Here is a 20,565-nt window from a genome sequence, read left to right as displayed (position 1 = left end):
AGGCACGATAGCATTTCTTTGGGTTGTTTAAACCGTCTATCGGCAAAGCACCGATTATTAACTGTCAACGGCGCCCGTGATGCTCCAATCGATTCGAATCAAAACCGTCAATGCGGCAAGCAGCCAGTCCTCTACAATGAGTTCATTGTTTAAACGTTCTTGCTCGCACAGCATGTTGCATCCGGAAGGCATATTATGCTGCAGAAAATCCAACGTTTTGGCGGAGCCATGTTCGCGCCCGCCATGCTGTTTTCTATATCAGGCCTCATGGTCGGCATCTCCGCCCTCGCCACGACCGTAGACATCGTCGGTGACCTCGCCGTATACGGAACCCCTTGGTACGTTTTCTGGACCATCATCCAGCGCGGCTCGTGGACGGTCTTTAAACGTCTCCCGCTCCTTTTTGCCGTAGCGTTGCCTATCGGTCTTGCCCAAAAGCAACCGGCACGCTGCTGCCTCGAGGCGCTTGTGGCCTATTTTGCCTATTGCTTCTTTTTGAGCGAGATCATTAAGCTGAGCGGAGACAACCTTGGGCTTAAGTACCCATCATCTTTGACCCCCGCCAGCGGTATCACCGTCATCGACGGCATCAAGACGCTCGACACCGGCATTATCGGCCCGCTGGCGGTATCGGCAACCGTCGTCGCCATCCATGACCGCTTCTACGATGCCAAGGTTCCCGATTGGCTCGGCACCTTCTCGGGTTCCTCGCTGGTCTACCTCATCAGCTTTTTTGCCGTGTTTGCCCTTGCCGCCATCTCGGCCGCCATCGTGCCCTTCGCATACGCTGTAACCGAAACGCTGCGCCACGCACTTGCGGGCGTCGGCCCCTTCGGCGTGGGCATCTTTGTGTTTTTGGAGCGAGCACTCGAGCCCATGGGGCTGCACCACCTGCTCTATATGCCCATCTATTACGACAATCTGGTCATTCACGACGGTATTTACGCCACGTGGACCAACCTGCTCCCCATTCTCTCCCATAGCACGCGCCCTTTAAATGAACTTGCGCCCTGGGCAGGTTTTACCGCCACCGGCTGGGGCAAGCTCTTTGGCCTTCCCGCCATCGCGGCAGCATTCTATTTCACCGCCAAACCCGAACGCCGCACCGGCCTTAAGGTCATCCTTTTGCCCGCCATCGTCGCCTCGGTGGTCTGCGGTGTCACCGAGCCGCTCGAGTTTCTCTTTATGTTCACCTATCCTGGACTCTTTTTGCTCTACGCCGTCCTATCCTCCTGCCTTGCCATGACCATGAACTTCTTTGGCATCGTCGGCATCTTCTCGGGCGGTCTCATGGAAATGACGGCCTTCAACTTCATCCCACTCATGCGAATGCATGCCAGCTCCTACCTTTTGGCGCTCGGTATCGGTCTTGCCTTTAGCCTCATCTTTTTTGTTAGTTTTCGAGCACTCATCTTGGTCTATGACCTTAAGACGCCGGGCCGCGAGGATCATGCCTCCAATCGCGCGGCAATCGATCGTTTAACGGGAAGCGGCTTTGTCAAAGAGCAATCTCCCAATGGCGAGGTCAGTATTCAATCCGATCAAGATCACGTCCTCGCTGAGCGGGTAATTCAGCTTTTAGGTGGCGTTGGCAATATCGTGGGCGCAACCAACTGCGCCACGCGCCTGCGCGTCGAGGTCGCAGACCCTTCCATCGTTGCAGATAATGCGTCGTTTGTCGCGGTGGGCGCCAAGGGCCTCATCATTACGGGCAAGACCGCCCAGGTGATTATCGGCATCTCCGTTCCCCGCGTTAAAGAGCATTTTGACCAGATCATGGGCCTCGAGCCGGGATTTGTGCCCACCACCTCGGCCTCCCCTGCCGCCAGCGCAGCCCATAAGCGCGGCGATATCTGCTTCTTCGATATCGACGGAACACTCGCCTGGCAAGACCCTCGAGTGGCACAAGAGCTTCCCGAGGGCGAGCGAGACCTCTCCCCCTATCCCAATGAAGCGGTCTCGCAAGCCATCCGTGATTTTGTCGCCAAGGACAATATGGCGTTTATCTGCACAGGGCGCACGCTGAGCTGCATCCATCCAAAGCTGCTCGAGCTGCCCTGGACCGGCATCGTCTGCCTCGCGGGTGGCTATGTCGAACTTGAGGGACACGTGATTCGCGATTTGGCGATGACGCCCGGCATGCTGCAGCGCCTTGCTCCCATTCTTGAGCAATCGGACGAAGTGATTCGTTTTGAGGGACTCAATGGCGTCGTTCGCATGAGTGCCGATGCGCCCGACGCCCCCGGATACGCCCGCACCGTGGGCGATGCAATTACGCAGCTGCAACATTACAGCGCCTACAAGATCTTAATGTCTACGTCGCTTGCCAACCGCATCGCTCAGGATCAAGCGTTTGAGCCGCTGCTCTGCTTTAACGAGCTCGAGCTCGAAGTGACCGAGATTTCGCCTCGCGAATGCACCAAGCGCGAGGGTATCCAGTCCGTACTCGACGCTCTCGACCCCAACCATGGAACGGTGTATGGCATCGGTGATGCCAGCAATGACATCTCGCTGATGAACGCCGTCGATGTCGGTATCGCCATGGGCAACGCACCGGACTTCCTCAAGGAAAAGGCCGACTATGTCACCGACAGCATCGACCACGACGGCGTCGTCACCGCGCTCGAACACTTTGGGCTTATCTAGCCAAGCCCCTACCGCACTTGCGGCCGCATGGACCAATCGTCTTCAACCGCCGCGCTCGACGCCCCAATGTGGCAATATGTTGTCTGCATAATGCAACGATGCAACCTCAGAAAGAATGCGAGAGCCCGTGTCTAGTCCGTTTACCAGCTTTTTAGCCCAGCACTTTGACCAGATTAACGACTATCTGGCCACGTTCTTTGACGGACAGGCGACTTCCGCCGATATCGAGCGCTACCTGTATACCCCGCTCTCGACATTTACGGCAAACGCCGGCAAGCGCCACCGCCCGCTTATCTGCATGCTCGCCGCAACCGCAGTGGGCGGTAGCTTTGAGAGCGCCCGCAGCGCCGCGGCAGCCATCGAGCATTTCCAGTCGGGCGCGCTGATCCACGACGACATCGCCGACAACGGACAGCTTCGTCGAGGCAAGCCCTGCATGCACCTTACCGAGGGCACGGGCCTTGCCATCAATTGTGGCGACCTAGCGCTCACCATGGTCACCAAGACGGTTCTCGACGACCCCACGCTGGAGTCCGACGTGAAGGTGCGTGTGCTCCACGAGCTTACCGAGATGATCGTCCGCACCATCGAGGGCCAAGCGCTCGACCTGGGTTGGGTCCGTGATGAGCGCTTTGATATCTCGGTTGATGACTACCTGGACATGGCGACGCACAAGACCGCGTTTTACAGCGGAGCGACGCCACTTGCCGCCGGAGCCATTATTGGCGGCGGCAGCGATGAGCAAATCGAGGCGCTGCGCACCTTTGGCCTGCACACCGGTCTTGCCTTCCAAATCCAGGACGACCTGCTCAACCTTGTTGGCACCAAGGAAACCGCCAATAAGGACTTCCGTACCGACATCACCGAGGGCAAGCGTACGCTCGTCGCCGTACACGCCCTCTCTGATGAGCGCCACCACAACGAGGTCGAGGCGATTCTTTCCTCGGGCACCGATGATCCCGCGCAGCTCGCACGCGCCGTGGAGATCTTCCAGGAGACCGGCTCCATCGATTACGCCCACACCTACGCGCTGGACCTGACCGCTAAGGCCAAGGCCGCCATCGAAGGCGTCGAGCTCGACCCGCATGCACGCGAGCTATTCCTCTCCATGGCAGATTTCTTTGTGGAGCGCCTTAACTAGCGGGGGTTATAAAACCTGTCAGCAGCGTATTTGGGTACAACTTGCTACACTGTTGAGTGCATGTTTATGCATCCCTTTGCGTTGTCTATCCGACACACGCTCAAATAGTACGAATGGTACGCCGAAAGGGGTTCGTTCATGGAACCTATTACTACGGGCATGCAGGGAGCAGCCGTCGAGGACGTCCAGTCCCGCCTTCTGCAGCTCGGCTATACAATCGACGACGCCGAGGTCGCCGACAAGCGCTTTGGCACCACCACCGAGCAGGCTGTTGGCACCTTTAGGCTCGATAGCGGCCTTGCCGCCGGCAGCGCCGTCGATATCCCCTGCTGGAGCGCCCTGGTAGACGCCTCGTATAAGCTGGGCGACCGCACCCTCTATCTGCGCATGCCCAATTTCCATGGCGCCGATGTGCAGGCCCTGCAGCGCGCTCTGAACGTTTTGGGCTTTGCCTGCGGCGAGGACGACGGCTACTTTGGCCCGCATACCGAGGCCGCCCTGCAGCAGTTCCAGGAAAATGTCGGTCTGTTTGCCGACGGCATGGCCTTCCAGGACACCTACGCCTACATCAACCGCCTGCACCATGTGTGGGAGGGTAAGCCCTCGGTCACCGAGGCCGAGTCGCGTATCGGTTTTGCCCGTGCCGCCAATGTGCTTGAGCGCTTTCAGATTGCCGTTATCGGCGAGGACCCCATCGCACGCAGCGTTGCGTCGCGCATGTGGAATATCGCCACGGCAACGACCGACAACAGCGGCATGATGCTCTGCGACTCCGAGGTCCCAACCGACGTTGACCTGGTGCTCGAAATCGCAAGCGACGAGCTGCCCGCCGACGCCGCACCGCGCGCCACGATTGCCCTCGCCGAGTGCCACAACCTGGCCCAGCGCATCCGCACCGCCAATGTCGCCGCGCAGCAGAAGCCGGCTCGCATTCGCATTGAGCTCACGGGCATGACGCGCTACAACGGCACCTTCACGGCCAGCGACGCGCAGACGCTCGCCGTACGCCTGCTCGATGGCGTTTGCGATGCCCTCGCAGATTAGGTAAACTAGACGAGTTGCTTTTGGGCAACACCACACATTGGGACGTAGTTCAACGGTAGAACTCCGGTTTTTGGTGCCGGCTGTTGGGGGTTCGAATCCCTCCGTCCCAGCCAAGGTAACTGAGCGCCCTGAGCTTTCATCAGCCCAGGGCGCTTTCTTGTGGGCAAGCGGAGGGATTCGAACCCGCCAGGGTGCGGAGCTGAGGAAACGCGAAGCGTTTTCCAGCGCAGCACGCAAGGAGCGAAGCGACGCAGCGGGACGCGGCCGCCGAAAAGGCGGACGCGGAATCCCTCCGTCCCATACCAGCAACGGGCTCCCCGCATCTCGACTTTCCAGCCAAACCGGCACTTAGGGACGCTCCCAAAGTGCCGGTCATAGCTTCTCCTACAGAACGAGAAGTTGCAAAAGGTAGATTTTCAGGCATGTCCCAAAAATCCACCCTCAAAATACAGGCGCCCCAAGCCCATTAGAACCAAGAGCGCCTTACATCTAGAAAATATCAGCCCAGTTCCGCACGAACAGGAGGCCACTTAATGTGGCCTCCATCGTGAGCAGGACTCTAGAGCAGGAAACCTAAGTCGGTGTCCCCGCTCTCCCGGGGCCGGCGGAACTAATTGTTCAGCATGCGGTCGAAGCTTCCCGAGTCGCCATCCCGATAGTCAGCGGTCATCAGGATCTCCTGCGGAATGCGCCCGCCTTCGCGCAGCACGTTGCGGAACTGCACGCGCGTAACCATGGGCAGGTCTTTGATCGTGGCCGCCAGGTTCTGCGGCACGCCCTGGTTGGCAGCCGCGGGCTCGCACTCGCCGCCGGCCTTCACGCGACGTTTATGCTCGGCGAGCATGGCGCGGTACATGCCGGCATGCAGGCGAATCTCAACCACATTGGCATTGCGAGTCTGCTCGACGATGCGCGCGCCCTCGCGATCGATATCGCCCACGTAGTAGACGTAGTTAAAGCGATAGCCAATCTCGGCCAGATAATCGTCCAGGGCATGCGAGACGCTCGCCTTGCATCCGCCGCCAAAAATCACGCCGCCCACCTTGATGCCAAAGAGCTTGGCGTGCTTGCGGCCACGCAGCAGCTTGACGATCTCGTCGTAGGTGTCCAGGTTCTCGACCATAATGAACGGCTTGTCGGCGCCCAGCGTAAAGAAGCCCGTAAAGTGCACGGGGCGATTGGGGGCGACCTTGATCGCCTGCATGCTGATGCCCTTTTCGGTCATACGTCTGATCAAGCGCTCACCGTGCTTGCCGTCAAAAGCCTTCTCGTCGTTAAAGATCTGGTAGGCACGCTGGCGGCGCGAGGCAACCGGCGTATCGGCACCTCGGTTCTGCTCGATCCAAGCCTGGATGATTGCGATTTCCTCGGCAATCTTGCGGTTGGACATCTCGTTGTGCTGAGTGCGCTGCGGAGCCTTTTTGCCGTCCTTGCCCTCGACCTTTACGATCTGTGTCTGCTGCTCCTTGATCTTAGAGAGCGCCGTAGGCGTAGGGACAACCTTGAGCAGCTGCCTGCCTAAAACGCGGGCAAGGGCAAACGCCGAGACCTCGCCGTGGACGGACGACTTGGGCTGCTGGGCAGCAGTATCTGCTGCGGCAGACTCCGGCTTCTTCTGAGACTTGCGCTTAGAATCGCCCTGGGAATTGCGCTCGTGCTTCGGCAAGGACGCCTGCTTCTGCGGACGAACGGACTTGCTCTCCTTCGCCGGCTGGCGCTTAGGCTGCCCCGAAGAAACCTCGGCCTTCGCATCCTCGTTCTGCGGCGTGGTCTTCTCGGTTGCAGTCTCGGCATGGGAACTGCGGCCCCCACGATGGCGACGGCGGCGAGGCTTGCTCGACGCGCCCTGCTCCGCCTGCTCATCAGTAGGCTGCTGGCCCTTGGCCTCGGCATCAACCTCAAGCTGCGGCTCAACAGGCTTCTGCTCGCGAGCCGCCGGCTCAACGGTCTTCTCGTCCTGGGTGGTCGAAACCGACTCGCCCTTCTCCTGACGCTTTACGGGATATGCACGTCCCGCAAAACCGCGACCAGGACGACACGAACCCGGAGCCTTCTTGGCAGACTCCTCAACATCGTCTGCAACCTCAGAAGACTCTTCAACCTCACGCGCGGCATCCTGCTGTGCAGTCTTAAAGTGAGCACCGCGACGACGCTTGGGCTCTTGGGCCTCCACGGGCTTTTGCTCCCTCGCGGGCTTCTGCGACTCGGCAGCAACCTCGGTCTCAACAGCCTCAGCATCCGTCTCACCCTTTTGAGCAACGGCGCGACGGAAGCGCTCCTGCTGGGCGCGGCGCTGCGCATCGCGCTTGCCACTCCCGCCAAAACCGCCGCGGCCGGCCTTGGCCGTAAAGGCGCGAACGACGCTCTCGTCAAGCAGCTCGTCGGTATCGACATGCTCGCGCGGAGCCGTTTCCACCGAAGCGGGCGCCTCGACAACGTCCTCGACGGCCTCTTCGGCAACCTCGACGGGCCGCTCCTGGGCATCGTTAATCTCGGCATTGATGGTATAGAACGCCGGGCGCCCGTTAATGCCGCTACCCTCGATCTTGGTCACGATCTTTGCCGCGATAAGCTCATCGCGCATCGCCTTGGTGTCGCACTCCTTATCGACGGAGCGGAAAATCTGCGCCAGCGCACTCGACTTAATCTTGAGCGCCTTGCGGCAAAGCAGGTCGTAGGCAACCAGCTTGGCACGCTCAGCAGAAAGCGACGTCTGGCTGCTCAGGCGCTCAGCCAGAGCATCGACATTTTGTTGGTTATCGGAATATACCGTCTTGGCCACGGGGCCCCTTTCATATGCACACATATACGTCTATATGGTACAACGCGCGCCCTTATCCACGCAAAACATCTGCGAGAACACTCGAGCGTCACCCGCTTTTGCATGAAAAAAGACCGAGCCCGCGAAGTCGCGGACCCGGTCTTTCCGAGTCATATAGATGTGACGTTCAACTCGTCAGGTCGACTAAGCCTTGGCGGCCTCGGCGTCGACAGGAGCCTCGGCAGCAGCAGCGCGGCCATACTCGGCCTTGCCCATCTCGGACCACTCGGGCTCCTCGTCGGGCATGGAGCCAGCCTCCTTGCCGAAGAACTCCTTGAGGCAGTTGACGGCGACGATGAGGCCCAGGACCATCAGCAGGACAGCGAAGACAAGCTGCAGGCCCTTGGTGGCGGCGACGGAGACGGCGGCCGTGGTGGCGGTAGCCGGGATGGTACCGAAGAAACCGTAGGCCTGGACGGCGGTCATGCAGCCCATGGCACTCTGAACCAGCGAGGTGAAGGTGCAGCAGAGCAGGAAGGCGACGGGCACGTAGAGCATCCAGCCCTTGCGGCCGGTGCACTTGCAGAACACGGCGAGGGTGATCATAGTCATGCCACCGAGCAGCTGGTTGGAAGCACCAAAGAGCGGCCAGATGTTGGCATAGCCACCAAAAGCGAGGGCGAGACCAGGAAGCAGGGTGACGACCGTGGCGAACCAGGGGTTGCCGAGGACCTTCATGTAGCCGGCCTTGGACTCGATGGCCAGGGCGTCGTTGGTCTGGGCAAAGAACTCGGAGAACGAGGTGCGGGCGATGCGGGCGACAGCGTCGAGCGAGGTCAGGGCCAGAGCGGAGACGTTCATGGTCATGAAGACAGTAGCGAGCGTGCCGTCAACACCGAAGGCCTGCATGCCGCGGGAGATGCCAGCGGCGAAGATCTGGAACGGGGTGGAAGCGACACCGGCGTTGAGGGCGCCGGTACCGGCGGTGTTCATGTCGGAGAACATGATGCCGGCGACGATGATGGCAAGGATGCCGACGAAGGACTCGACGATCATGGCGCCGTAACCGACCTTGACGGCGTCCTGCTCCTTCTCGACCTGCTTAGAAGAGGTGCCGGAAGAAACGAGGCTGTGGAAACCGGAAAGAGCACCGCAGGCGACGGAGACGAACAGGACCGGGAACATCATGCCGGAGGCAGTGGAGAAGCCGGTGAAGACCGGAGCGGTCATCGTAGCCTGACCGTTGACGCCCAGGACGACGATGCCGAGGACAGCGCAGACGATCATGACGATCATCATGATGGAAGTGAGGTAGTCACGCGGGGTCTTGAGCATCTGGATGGGCATAGCGCCAGCGAAGACCAGGTAGACCATGACGACGGCGAACCACTGGAACTTATCCAGGTAGACCGGGAACTGCATACCGACGGCGAACATGAGAACCATGAGGACAACGCCGGTGACGAACTCGGCAGCGCCGGTGAGGTTGAACTTCTTCTGGGCCCAACCAAAGGCGATAGCGACGAAGGTGAACAGGATGGAGATGGTACCAGCGCAGCCGGCGGCATAGGACTTGGTGAAGTCGATGGCACCGGTAGCAGCACCAGAAGCGTCAACGGCCGGGGTGAACATGAACGTCTTGCAGACCATGTCGGTGAAAGCGGCGATGACGATGATGCAGAACAGCCAGCAGAACAGCAGGAACAGGCGACGGCCGGTCTTGCCGATGTACTTCTCGATGAGCTGAGCCAGGGACTTGCCGTTGTTCTTCATCGAGGCGTACAGGGCGCCAAAGTCGTGGACGGCGCCAAAGAAGATGCCGCCGACGAGAACCCAAAGCACGACGGGCAGCCAGCCAAAGGCCATGGCGACAATCGTGCCCGTGACAGGGCCGGCACCGCAGATCGAGCTGAACTGGTGCGAGAACGCGGTGAAGGCGGAAACGGGCGAGAAGCTCTTGCCGTCCTTCATGCGCTTGGCCGGCGTGAGGGCCTCTTTGTCAACGCCCCACTTATTGGCCAGCCAGCGACCGTAGCCCAGATAGCCGCAGGCGAGCACCGTCGCGGCCACAACCATGAGCAAAACTCCGTTCATTACATTTCCTCCTCTAAAAAGAACTTCCTAGACATAAAAAATGAGGGCCGTCGGTTGCGCTCGACGGCCCTCATCTTCATCAGCCGCCCGTTATCGTACGGGCTAGCTGTATGTGCTAACCCGCATCAGATAATTACTACGCTGATAATGTTTAGCTGATGCGTGAACATGTCTAAGAAATCCTCTTCGATCATGATGTGAACGTTCCGTGCGTGTTCACATCCCCCAGTGGATGAAAAGCAGTATGAAACTTTAGTTACCTAAAGTCAACGTACAAATGTAATGAATTTTCAACTTTTTTGAAATTTACGGTATAGAACGCCACTGACCTCGGACTTTACCCGACAAAAGTTTTTGCATGACAGATGTCCCTCGGGAGCGGGCGGGCGTATACAAGGTTTCCTGCTCTACAGTCCTGCTCGCACGGAGAGCACATTAAGTGCTCTCCGGCTCGTGCGGAACTCGCGATAAACCTTGTATACGCCCGCCCGCTCCCGAGGGGCTCCCATCCCAAATGCGGAGCAAAGCTCCGCATGCCATCTTTTTCTTTCAGCTCAAGAACGCCGGAAATTCGACACTGGCAGGTCACCCTCGCCGGACGCTGTCGACGCCAAACGAACCCCCACGCCGCATCGGGACAGAAAGGTCCCCGGCACTGCCCGGGCGCCAGCGGCCACATATGAACTTTATCGCGAGTTCCGCACGAACAGGAGGCCACTTAATGTGGCCTCCGTCGTGAGCAGGACTGTCCGAGCAGGAAAGTTCATATGTGGCCGCTGGCGCCCGGGCAGCGCCGGGGACCGCACGAGCACGACTACAGCGTCATGTTCGGATCGGCGTCGACGTCGAACGGCGAGATTTCTCCTCGGTCGAATTTACGGCGAGCGACCTCCGCGATCATGGCGGCGTTATCGGTGCATGCCGAGAGAGGCGGCACCGTTACGCGGATTCCCTGACGTCCAAGCTTCTTGATCATCATCTCGCGCAGATGCGGATTGGCCGAGACGCCGCCGCCAATGCAATACTCCTTGCACCCGGTGGCATGCAGGGCGTTCTTGGCCTTCTTGTACTGCACGTCAAAGACCGCCGCCTCAAACGAGGCCGCCAGGTCGGGCAGGTGAATCGTGCGCCCGGCCTTGGTCTCCTGCTCGATGTAGAGCGTCACCGCCGTCTTGAGACCCGAAAGCGAGAAGCGGTAGTCTCCCCTGCTGTTAAGCGCACGGGGGAAATCGATCGCCTTGGGGTTGCCTGTCTCGGCCAGCTTGGAGATGATGGGGCCGCCGGGATAGCCCAGGCCCAGGGCCTTTGCCACCTTGTCGAAAGCTTCGCCTACGGCGTCGTCCAGCGTTTCGCCAAGCACCTCGTAGTCGCCCCATGCCTTTACGTGCACGAGCATGGTGTGCCCGCCCGAGACAAGCGTAAAGATGAACGGCGGCTTGAGGTCGGGCTGCGCCAACAGGTTGGCAAACAGGTGACCCTCCAGATGATTGACACACACGAGCGGTTTGCCGGCAGCATATGCAAAGCCCTTGGCAAAGGCGACGCCCACCACCAGGGCGCCCACCAGGCCTGGACCCTGCGTCACGCCCACGGCGGCAAGCTCACTTGGCGCAATCGCTCCGCCCTCAAGGCCAAGCGATGCCGCGGCATCTTCAAGCGCCGCATCTACGACACTCACAATCACCTCAACGTGCTTGCGCGAGGCGATCTCGGGCACCACGCCGCCAAAGCGGGCATGAAAATCAATCTGCGTCGACACCTGGTTGGCCAGCATATTGCCATCTGCATCGATAATCGCCACGGCCGTCTCGTCGCAGGAGCTCTCGATGGCAAGCACCAGGCGACGGCGCTCGATTTCGGCACGTTCCTCAACGGTGCGATCGGGCGCGGCCAGCGGCCATACGCGCTGCTCTGCCGCCGTCGGCTCGGGCGAAGCATTGTCGACCGGAAGCACCAGGGGCAGCGGAGCCGTCATGACGATTGCGTCCTTGCCAGCACCATAGTAGCCGCGGCGACGGCCAGCCTCGGTAAAGCCCAGAGCGTTATAAAGCGCGATCGCTCCCTCGTTGCCGTCCTCGACCTCGAGCGAAGCCGTGGTGCAGCCGAGCATCTGGGCATCATAGCTCACATGCGACAGCAGCTTGCGAGCAATGCCCTCACGGCGATGTGCCGGGTCGACGGCGACATCCAGAATCTGCACGTCCCCGTCCACGACCATGCCGCCGGCAAGACCCAGCAGACGGCCGTCGTCGTGCGCCACCCACCAACTACGCGGCGCAGCGACGTCCTTGCCCAGTTCAGACAGAAACATACCCGGCGTCCACGCCTCGTGTCCGGCACCTTCAAAGCAGGCAGCCTCTAGCGTGCTCGCGCCCTCGGCATCCGCCGCGCCCATGGGACGGAACTGCAGATGACGACCGGCGAGCTCATCGGCAACGCCCGTAATTTCGCTCTGCGCACTCTCGGCAAGACCAAGACGCTTGCGCTCGTTTTCCTCGGCATCCGAAAGGCGCGTGTAAATCGGCAGGACGCGAGCCGGATCGCCGTCACCCGCAGCGTGCGCGAGCAGCAAGCCCTCGCCCGAAGGCCACCACAGGTCGCGCTCCACGCAGCGGGCGGTCTCGTCCTCACCCAGCAGCTTGCCATAGCGCACGAGACCGTCACCGGTCAGCTGAACCTGGTCCCAGTCCGCTGCTTGGCGCCACTCATCGAGCGCCACGGCGGCCTTGACCACGTGTTCGCGCTCAAATTGACGCTCGGGGCCCTCATCGACCAGCATATACAGCGCCGGATATACCTCACCGCGCATAGCGTCGGCCAAGATACCAAGCTTGCCGCGCACGCCAGCCTTCCACGCCGTCCAAGCGCAAGCGTCGAGCGTCGACACGCCCAGCAGCGGAACATTGGCACCACGCGCGAGGCCCTTGGCAGTGGAGATGCCGATGCGCACGCCCGTAAACGACCCCGGGCCGCGGCCGACCACGTAGCAACCAACATCGCTGCGATCCAGGCCGGCCTGCTTCAGTACGCCATCAACAGTATTCACGAGCTCCACATTGGCATGGCGACGGCACATATGGTCGCCACTCACCAGCTTCGCCTCGCCCGTCTGCGCATCAATCCAGCTTACCGCGCAGGCAAGCATGTCAGTCGAAGTATCGAGCGCCACCACCGGCGCGTTGTCCCTATGCAAGCTCATCTTGTACAGCCCTATCAATCAAATCGGAAAGCTCCGTCGCGCGCTCGCCGTGAGCCTCGAGCGTGATCGTTCGCACGTCGCTGTCGCTCTCGTCACGCTTGAGCGTCACCGAAAGATACTCATCCGTCAGCTCGTCCTGGAATTGTTCGCCCCATTCCAGCAGGCAAGCACCCTCATAGCCCAGCACGTCAAAAATGCCCGTATCCTCGAGCTCGTAGGCATGCTCCAAGCGGTATAGATCAAAGTGAAACAGCGGAATACGACCTTGATCGTGAACGGCCATGAGCGCGAACGTAGGGCTCGTAACCATATGTCCATCGCCCAGCCCGCGCGAGACGCCCTTGGTAAAGTGAGTTTTGCCCACTCCCAGGCCACCGGTCAGGATGAGCACATCGCCATCCTCAAGGCACGGTGCAATTAGCTCGCCAAAGTACTCCGTATCGGCAGCGCAAGTCGTTTTGTAAGTACCTACCCCCAGGCGCTCCAGGGACATATATGCTCCTTATTATTCCGAGGCGTCCTCTGGTGCGGGATGTCGCTCCAGATAGTCGCCCAGCATCTTAAAGTCTTCCTCCAGCAGCTCCTGCCACGCCGGATTGCGTAGCGCTGCTGCCGGATGGAACGTGGGCATCACCACAAAGTGCCCCATCTGATGGAACCTGCCGCGCAGCTTGGTAATGCCGATCTCGGTCTTGAGCACAAAGTGCGTTGCGGGGTTGCCGAGCGTCACGATGATATCGGGCCAGATGCTTCGAATCTGCTCGCGCAAAAACGGTGAGCAAGCCAGCACTTCCTCGGGGCGCGGATTGCGGTTTCCCGGCGGGCGGCACTTAAGCACGTTGGCAATGTAGACGTCTTCGCGTTTGAGCCCCGCCAGCGACAAAATGCCGTTGAGGTCCTCGCCTGCCGCCCCCACAAAGGGCTCGCCCTGCAAATCCTCATTGCGGCCCGGCGCCTCGCCAATAAACATCACGCGAGCGCGGGGGTTTCCCACGCCAAACACGATATTGTGACGCGACTGGTAGAGCTGGCAGAGGTGACAATCGCCCAGAACGGCCTCAATTTCCTCGAGTGCGACCTCACGTGGTGCCTGATGGGTATGGCCGGGGATGTGCATGACGCCCATAGCGGCTCCTACACGTAGACCTTGTCGAGACGCATGCCAAAGCCGCAGGCGACCTCGTAGTTAATCGTTCCGCGCAGTCGGGCCATCTCGTCCATAGTGATCTCGGCATCGCCATCGCGGCCGACAATGATCATCTCGTCACCATACTCGGCCTCGGGAATCTCGTGTGCCGGGTTGGACTGAATGGCGACCATAAACTGGTCCATGCAGATATTGCCAACCTGATGCACACGCTCGCCGCGATACAGCACATCCATACGATTGGAAAGCGTACGCGATAGGCCATCGGCATAACCGATCGGCAGCGTGCAGATCTGAACGCGCGTACGCGGTACGCGGTAGGTAAAACCGTAGCCCACGCCCTCACCCATCGCAGGGTGTGCCACGCGCGTCACACGCGCATGGACGCTCATAACGGGATCAAGCTGCATCACGCGGCCACTCAGCTCGCACGGCTGCATGCCATACAAGCCAACGCCGGCGCGGATCATATCAAAATGCATCGAGGGGTCGAGCATCGAGGACGGCGTGTTGGCGCAGTGCACGATACCGCACTCAAAACCCGCATCCTTAATGGCCTGAACGGCCTCGGTAAAGCGCTGACACTGCAGCTTGTAGTCCCAGCCCGAAGGTTCATCGGCCGTGGCGAAGTGCGTAAATACGCCGTCGCACTGAATACCGCGATGGAAATTTATACCGCGGACAAAGTCGAGCACCTGTGTGTAGTGTACGCCGATACGATTCATACCCGTCTCGATGGCGAGATGATACTTGCCCACCTTGCCCGCCGCGACGGCACATTCGCCATACGCAAGAGCAAAGTCAGACGTATAGACCGAGGGCATGATATCAAACTCGAGCAACGTCGGAATGGCCTCGATAGGCGGCTCGCTTAGGATGAGGATGGGTTTCGTAATCCCGCCCTGTCGGAGCTCAACGCCCTCGTTAACCGTCGCCACGGCAAACATGTCGGCACCGGCCGAATACATGATCTTGGCGCACTCAACAGCTCCATGACCATAAGCATCGGCCTTGACCACGCAGCACAGGCGCTGACGTGGATTCAACAAGTTCTTATAGGCCCTCGTGTTGCGACGGAGCGCCCCGCGGTCGATCTCGACCCAGGACCAGCGCGTCAAATCGGCTTTATTCATGATTAGTCATCCGACCCTTCGTCCATGATTCCCAGATCTTCGAGCGCATCCTTTGCCGCCAGCTCCATGGCAGGACCAATCAAGTCGATAAGATCGGTCGCGATAACGCTCTTCTCACCATACTCCGTCGCCGCGGCAAAACCGGCGTAGCTGTGAAGTGCGACGGCGTACGAATACAGCAACTCCCAACGATCCATCTCGTCGCGCATGGTGGCAAGCGTGCCGGCCAAAATACCCGCGAGAACATCACCCGAACCGGCAGTTGCCAGAGAAGCCGGACCCGAGAGCGGCAACAGAACGCGCTCAACGCCACAGATAGCCGTCGTCGGCCCCTTGGCAATGACCACCAGATTGTCGGAGCCTGCAGCCCAGACAACCTTCTGCGCGGCCGCAATCGCGGTACCAAGGTCGTTCACCTCGTCACCGGCAACCAGACGCGAAAGCTCACGATAGTGCGGCGTCATAACCAACGGCTGCTCGCGACGATACATCTCGGGGTTACTATCAATACCGTCAATGGCAATCTTAGCAAGGCAGTTGAGTGCATCGGCATCCAAAATAAGCGGTACATCAAGCTCGAGCAAGCCCGAAACCACCTGCATAGCGCCGGCCGACGTCGTCATACCGGGACCGCACAGTACGCAGCTGTACTTCTTTGCAATCTCGCACACCGTCATGCGCGCAGCGGCGCCAAAGGAGCCGCGGGAATCAGACGGAATAGCAAAGACGGGAATCGAAGGAAGTGCCATGCGAATAAGATTAGCGCAGGCGTCAGGAGCCGCGACCGCCACGTAACCAGCACCCGCGCGAGCTGCAGACTTGGCCGCCATAATGGCAGCACCAGGATATTGCGCAGATCCGGCGACAATAAGCACAGAGCCACGGGAATACTTATCGATATTCGTAGGAAGTGGAGCAAAGTAATCAACTAAGTCACCGGGCTCGACAATCTCGGCGGCGTGGTCGACATCATCGATGACCTCGTCAAGACGGTCGTAAAGATTGCCGCAGATCAAATCGCCAGCATACTCAGGACCATCAGCGCTATACAGACCAATCTTGGGCGCAATCATCGTCACCGTATGCTCGGCACGAATGCAGTCGTCATCAACAACGCCCGTCTCGGCATTCAGGCCCGAAGGAACATCAATGGATACGACACAATCGGCGCATTCATTGACCGTAGGAATCCAGATGGAGAACGGCGCACGCAGATTTCCGTGGAAACCGGTACCAAAAATGGCATCGACAACAACATCGGCCTTATCGATCAAAACCTCGAGTTCGTCACGAGAGGGGCCGATGCAAACGTGCACATCGCGGCCGGCAGTACGACGAGCAACATGACGTGCCAGAGCAGCAGGAATCTCATCCGGCTCAACCGGAGAAACGATATCCACGTCCACACCCTTATGGCTCAGGATATCGGCGGCAACCCAACCGTCGCCGCCATTATTACCAAAACCGACCAGAACGAGAACCCGATCGGGATTGAGCTTCAAGACCTCGTTGGCGGCAAACTCACCCGCTAGCTCCATAAGCTCGGCCTTCGAAGTCCCTTCGCGTTCGATGATATCCTCGAGGCGAACGACTTCTTCGGTACTCAAAACCGGTTTCATCTATGCTCCTAGCGTATCTTGCGAAGCATCGCCCAGGTGCTCCGCCAATGCTGAATTCTGCAGCTGCTCAAGCTCATCTAAAACAGAGCGAGCCTCTTTAAATGTCTGCGCTACGCGTTTCTTGGTGCTCACCTTTTCCTCTTTTGGCTTAGGCCGAGCATCTTCGGTAATCGCGATGGCATTCGCAACGGCTAAGTCTCCTGTAAGCGTAATGGAAAGAGCGACCTCAACAACACCCAGCTCTTGAGCGATCTCGAGAGCACGGCCCGAAAGCAGCGCCTTCGGTTTGCCGAGTTTATCACGCGTAACCGAAACATCCTTGCGACCAACGCCTTGACTAAAACCCGTGCCGAGAGCTTTAAGTACCGCCTCGCGCGAAGCAAAGCGGCTGGCATAGTGAGCAGCGGGACGCGATGATGCATCACAATACGCACGCTCTTCTTCGGTAAACACGCGCCGAGCAAACGACGGCGTCTTTTCAAGAATTGATTTCATACGGGAAATCTCGACGATATCAACGCCGATACCAGCTTCAGCCATGTTCACCTCCATATCGCACAGACTAAGTTATTTTAGCCCGTTCGCAGAAGATGCGACAAACGAGGGTTATAAAACACAGCTACTATGTGAGACAAAAGCCCGTAAACGCAAAAAAGGGGAGGCCGCGAGGCCTCCCCCTTCTCAGTTCAAGCGTACGGCTCGGTGCCGTCCACCGGTCAGCGGCGCCCTGGCCTCCCACGGGCTGGCCCCGCAGTACTCTCGGCGCGATGGGGCTTAGCTTCCGGGTTCGGAACGGGACCGGGCGTGCCCCCCATGCTCTGGCCGCTGACCGGTGGGCGGCGCCCACCGTTCACGGTGTCCTGGGTCTCATCTACGTGCCCTGGGGGCCGCATGGCGCATAGGAGGAGTCGACTCGGGGGCATCCTCGTGCCCGGACCGCGCATGGAGCGCTCGGTCCCGCGGGCCGCGAGGTGCGGTTCCGGAAGAGCTCGGGCGATTAGTGCGGCTCGGCTGAGGGCGTCGCCGCCCTTGCACCTGCCGTCTATCGACCAGGTAGTCTACCTGGGCCCTTACCGGAAGGAGAACTAATCCCTGGAACGGCTTCCCGCTTAGATGCCTTCAGCGGTTATCCGCGCCGCACGCGGCTACCCGGCCGTGCCGTTGGTCGACAACCGGTTCACCGGAGGTGCGTCCACCCCGGTCCTCTCGTACTGGGGGCAGCCTCCATCGATTCTCCTGCGCCCACGGAGGATAGGGACCGAACTGTCTCACGACGTTCTGAACCCAGCTCGCGTACCGCTTTAAACGGCGAACAGCCGTACCCTTGGGACCTGCTCCAGCCCCAGGATGCGATGAGCCGACATCGAGGTGCCAAACCTTGCCGTCGATGTGGACTCTTGGGCAAGATCAGCCTGTTATCCCCGGAGTACCTTTTATCCGTTGAGCGACGGCCCACCCACTCGGGGCCGCCGGATCACTAGAGCCTGCTTTCGCACCTGCTCGGCTCGTGGGCCTCGCAGTCAAGCCCGCTTGTACTCTTGCATTCAAAAGGACGGTTGCCGACCGTCCCGAGCGGACCTTCGCGCGCCTCCGTTACCCTTTAGGAGGCGACCGCCCCAGTCAAACTGCCCGCCTGGCACGGTCCCCGAGCCGGTTGACGGCCTCGGGTTAGGACGCCGGTCGCGCGAGGGCAGTATTCCAAGGGCGGCTCCCCGGGGGCTGGCGCCTCCGGATCTGTGCCTCCTGCCTATCCTCTACACGCGGGACCAGCGGCCAATGCCAAGCTGCAGTGAAGGTTCACGGGGTCTTTCCGTCCTTCCGCGGGTAAGTCGCATCTTCACGACCAGTGCAATTTCACCGGGTCCATGGTCGAGACAGCGCCCAAGTCGTTGCGCCTTTCGTGCAGGTCGGAACTTACCCGACAAGGAATTTCGCTACCTTAGGACCGTTATAGTTACGGCCGCCGTTTACCGGGGCTTGGCTTCGGGGCTTCGCGCGGTGCGCTAACTCCTCCGCGTGACCTTCCGGCACCGGGCAGGCGTCAGACCCTATACGTCGCCTTGCGGCTTCTGCAGAGTCCTGTGTTTTTGGTAAACAGTCGCTTGGGCCTCTCCACTGCGGCCCGCCTCCGCTCCCGGAGCAAGTCCGTTCACGTACGCGCGGGCACCCCTTCTCCCGAAGTTACGGGGCCATTGTGCCGAGTTCCTTGACCATGGTTGACCCGATCGCCTCGGTATGTTCTACCCACCCACCTGTGTCGGTTTGCGGTACGGGCGCGCACGCGCCTGCCTAGGGGTTTTTCTAGGGACCTCGGGCTCACTCGCTTCGCTCAGTCGCTTCGTCCGGAGCCTCGCCCTGTGTGCGGACCGGATTTCCCTGGTCCGCGGGCCGCGCTCCATCACGGGGACGTCCAGAACCCCGCCGAGCCACCCCCATCCGTCGCCCCGTCGGTCGTAGCGCCGCGTGCGCGGTGCAGGAATGTCTGCCTGCTGCGCGTCGGCTACGCCTACCGGCCTCGCCTTAGCCCCCGACTGACCCTGGGAGGATTAGCCTTGCCCAGGAAACCTCGGGTTCACGGCGGACGAGTTACTCTCTCGTCTCTCGCTACTCATGCCAGCATTCTCACTCCCATGCGCTCCACCGCCGGTCGCCCGGCGGCTTCCCCGCCCATGGGAAGCTCCCCTACCGATTCTAATGAATTAAAATCCCGCCGCTTCGGTGTCCAGCTTAGCCCCGTGTATTGTCGGCGCATGTCCACTCGACCAGTGAGCTGTTACGCACTCTTTGAATGAATGGCTGCTTCTAAGCCAACATCCTGGTTGTCTGGGCGGACGCACATCCTTTGCCACTCGGCTGGAACTTGGGGACCTTAGCGGGCGGTCCGGGCTGTTTCCCTCTCGAGCACACAGCTTAGCCCACATGCTCTGACTGCCGCGCTCTGGGCCGCCGGCATTCGGAGTTCGGTTGGATTCGGTAGGCGGCGAAGCCCCCTCGTCCATCCGGTGCTCTACCTCCGGCGGTGAACGCGCGACGCTAGCCCTAAAGCTATTTCGGGGAGAACGAGATATCTCCGGGTTTGATTGGCCTTTCACCCCTATCCGCAGGTCATCGCCGCCGTTTTCAACCGACGTGCGTTCGGCCCTCCACGGGGTCTTACCCCCGCTTCAGCCTGCCCACGGATAGCTCACCCGGCTTCGCGTCCGCGGCGCGGGACTCAAGTCGCCCTGTTAAGGCTCGCTTTCGCTACGGCTCCCTTCCGGTTAACCTCGCCCCGCGCCAGCGACTCGCTGGCTCATTCTACAAAAGGCACGCCGTCACACCGTAAAGGTGCTCCGACTGCTCGTGGGCGCACGGTTTCAGGTACTGTTTCACTCCCCTCCCGGGGTGCTTTTCACCTTTCCCTCACGGTACTGGTGCGCTATCGGTCACAGGGTAGTACTCAGGCTTGGATGGTGGTCCACCCAGGTTCGGACCGGGTTTCACGTGCCCGGCCCTACTCAGGGACCGCGTCGCGCCGTCCGGTCTGGGTTCGCGTACGGGGCTGTCACCCGCTGCGGCCGGCCCTCCCATGCCGTTCCGCTCCCCAGCCGGACCTGCGCCCGGGGGCGGCAGCCCCCGGATGCGCGGCCCTGCAACCCCGCCGGCGGAACCCCTGCCGGGTATGCCCGCTCGACGGTTTGGCCATCGGTCCCCTTTCGCTCGCCGCTACTCGGGGAGTCTCGAGATTGATTTCCTCTCCTCCGGGTACTTAGATGTTTCAGTTCCCCGGGTTGTCCTCCCC

The 20,565-nt window shown here is 60.3% G+C and carries 11 protein-coding genes, 1 tRNA gene and 2 rRNA genes; 4 read left to right on the top strand and 10 right to left on the bottom strand.

Annotated elements, in window-relative coordinates:
* Positions 1-195 precede the first annotated feature (195 nt).
* From DWX25_RS00070 to DWX25_RS00055, 4 genes are all read left to right on the top strand, one after another.
* Positions 196-2,646 carry a PTS transporter subunit EIIC gene (locus tag DWX25_RS00070; protein WP_117858790.1) on the top strand — a complete coding sequence of 817 codons (2,451 nt, stop codon included), beginning with the start codon at positions 196-198 and terminating at the stop codon, positions 2,644-2,646.
* Between the two features lie 127 nt (positions 2,647-2,773).
* Positions 2,774-3,787, top strand: a complete 1,014-nt coding sequence (locus tag DWX25_RS00065) for a polyprenyl synthetase family protein (RefSeq protein WP_117858787.1) — start codon at positions 2,774-2,776, stop codon at positions 3,785-3,787.
* Positions 3,788-3,925: 138 nt separating this feature from the next.
* Complete coding sequence (locus DWX25_RS00060) at positions 3,926-4,831, top strand: peptidoglycan-binding protein (RefSeq protein WP_199406666.1); 906 nt, start codon at positions 3,926-3,928, stop codon at positions 4,829-4,831.
* Between the two features lie 38 nt (positions 4,832-4,869).
* Positions 4,870-4,944, top strand: a tRNA-Gln gene (locus tag DWX25_RS00055).
* Between the two features lie 497 nt (positions 4,945-5,441).
* Here DWX25_RS00055 and DWX25_RS00050 read toward each other — a convergent pair.
* The 10 genes from DWX25_RS00050 to DWX25_RS00005 form a co-directional block, all read right to left on the bottom strand.
* Complete coding sequence (locus tag DWX25_RS00050; protein ID WP_117858784.1) at positions 5,442-7,613, bottom strand: hypothetical protein; 2,172 nt, start codon at positions 7,611-7,613, stop codon at positions 5,442-5,444.
* Positions 7,614-7,796: 183 nt separating this feature from the next.
* On the bottom strand, positions 7,797-9,686 hold the full coding sequence (locus DWX25_RS00045; RefSeq protein ID WP_117858781.1) for a carbon starvation protein A: 1,890 nt from the start codon (positions 9,684-9,686) through the stop codon (positions 7,797-7,799).
* 814 nt (positions 9,687-10,500) lie between these two features.
* Complete coding sequence (tsaD, locus tag DWX25_RS00040) at positions 10,501-12,885, bottom strand: tRNA (adenosine(37)-N6)-threonylcarbamoyltransferase complex transferase subunit TsaD (protein WP_117858778.1); 2,385 nt, start codon at positions 12,883-12,885, stop codon at positions 10,501-10,503.
* On the bottom strand, positions 12,872-13,378 hold the full coding sequence (gene tsaE, locus DWX25_RS00035) for a tRNA (adenosine(37)-N6)-threonylcarbamoyltransferase complex ATPase subunit type 1 TsaE (RefSeq protein ID WP_117843703.1): 507 nt from the start codon (positions 13,376-13,378) through the stop codon (positions 12,872-12,874). Before tsaE ends, tsaD begins: the two co-directional genes overlap by 14 nt.
* Positions 13,379-13,390: 12 nt before the next feature.
* Positions 13,391-14,011 carry a uracil-DNA glycosylase gene (locus DWX25_RS00030; RefSeq protein ID WP_006235848.1) on the bottom strand — a complete coding sequence of 207 codons (621 nt, stop codon included), beginning with the start codon at positions 14,009-14,011 and terminating at the stop codon, positions 13,391-13,393.
* A gap of 8 nt (positions 14,012-14,019) precedes the next feature.
* Positions 14,020-15,165, bottom strand: coding sequence for an alanine racemase (gene alr / locus DWX25_RS00025; RefSeq protein ID WP_035137770.1), 1,146 nt, complete (start codon positions 15,163-15,165; stop codon positions 14,020-14,022).
* A gap of 2 nt (positions 15,166-15,167) precedes the next feature.
* A complete protein-coding gene (locus DWX25_RS00020) occupies positions 15,168-16,784 on the bottom strand; it encodes an NAD(P)H-hydrate dehydratase (protein ID WP_117858775.1) in 1,617 nt (538 codons plus the stop codon).
* Complete coding sequence (gene acpS / locus DWX25_RS00015) at positions 16,785-17,324, bottom strand: holo-ACP synthase (protein WP_117802761.1); 540 nt, start codon at positions 17,322-17,324, stop codon at positions 16,785-16,787.
* A 174-nt stretch (positions 17,325-17,498) separates the two neighbouring features.
* Positions 17,499-17,614: ribosomal RNA gene (gene rrf / locus DWX25_RS00010) — 5S ribosomal RNA — on the bottom strand.
* Between the two features lie 147 nt (positions 17,615-17,761).
* Positions 17,762-20,565, bottom strand: a 23S ribosomal RNA gene (locus DWX25_RS00005); the annotation flags it as partial.

Source organism: Collinsella sp. AF18-8LB (genome assembly GCF_003459795.1).
Classification (GTDB): Bacteria; Actinomycetota; Coriobacteriia; order Coriobacteriales; family Coriobacteriaceae; genus Collinsella.
Note: the sequence above shows the minus strand (reverse complement) of the source record. Positions and strands in the feature narration are given on the sequence as shown.